Annotated in this window: 1 pseudogene; it reads left to right on the top strand. The window is 77.3% G+C overall.

The window, feature by feature from the left end:
• Positions 1–1118: pseudogene (locus FDA94_RS39735) on the top strand (hypothetical protein); the annotation flags it as partial.

Below are 1118 nucleotides of genomic sequence, written 5' to 3'. Positions count from 1 at the left end.
CGCTGCGGCGGCTCCCGGCCGGCTGGCGCGAGGCCCGGGAGGAGGCCCGCCGCGCCGTCCGCTACGCCCCGGACGAGCCCGGCCCCCACGCCCTGTCCGGCGACCTGGCGCTGATCAGGGGAGACCACGACGCCGCCGCCGCGAGCTACCGCGCGGCCCTGCGCCGCGACCCCGGCCAGCCGGGAGCCCGCGTCAACCTGGGCCTCACCTTTCTCCGCTGGGACCGGCACCGCGACCACCACGACCCCGCCTGGGACGCCGACCCGCGCGACACCGGCCGGGCCCGCCGCGCTTTGGAGACCTGGTCACGCCGCATCCGGCTGCTCCTGGCCATCGCCCTGACGGCGGTCTCGGTCGCCGGGCTCGGCTTCGACCTCCACCAGGAGGCCAGAATCGCCGGATACGCCGTCCTCGCGGCGGTTCCGGTCATCACCTGGCGGCAGGCCGCCAAGGTCACGGTGTGGCCGCTGGTCCCGGCCATGCTCGGTCGCGACCTGTGGCTGAGCGTGTCGGTGACCGTCGCGGTGATGACCGTGGCCGCCTACGTGATCGGCGTGGCCGGGATGCCCGCACTGGAGATCACCCTGACCGGCTCCTTCCTCGCCCCGGCGGCCGGTGGAGAGTGGGCCGGCGCGCTCGGGTTCGTGCTCTTCAACGCCCCCGCCGTCCTGGTGCTGCGCCTGCTGGTCGAGGCCTGGCGCGGCCGCCCGCTGAAGGCCCTGACACAGTTCGCGACCGTGCCCGGCGACGCCGTCGCCCGGCGCGACGCCGACGTGGCCCTGTGGCTGATCGCCGGCCGCGCCTGGTGGATCACCCTGGCCGCCGCCCTGCCGTGGCCGACCGCCGCCGGCGCTTTCGACGCACCCAGCGTGCTCGCCGAACCCGGCGTGCCGACGGTGGCCGGCGCGCTCGCGGTGCCGGTCCTGCTTGGGCTGCCGGTCTTGCTCGCGGTGCCGGTCTGGCTTGTTCTGGCCGTTCGGCGGGCCGGGCCCGTGCGGGTGCTGCGTGGCGACCGCTGGCTGGCCGTCGCGCTGGCCCTGCTCGTGGCCGTCGCGCTGGCGTTGCTCGTGGCCGCCGGGCTCGGGCTCGCCGACGGGGGCGCGCCCGAGTCGGCGCCG

The sequence above is a fragment of the Herbidospora galbida genome (assembly GCF_005233835.1).
Lineage (GTDB): Bacteria > Actinomycetota > Actinomycetes > Streptosporangiales > Streptosporangiaceae > Herbidospora > Herbidospora galbida.
The sequence above is the reverse complement of the archived record's forward strand: the minus strand, read 5'-3'. Positions and strand labels throughout refer to the sequence as shown.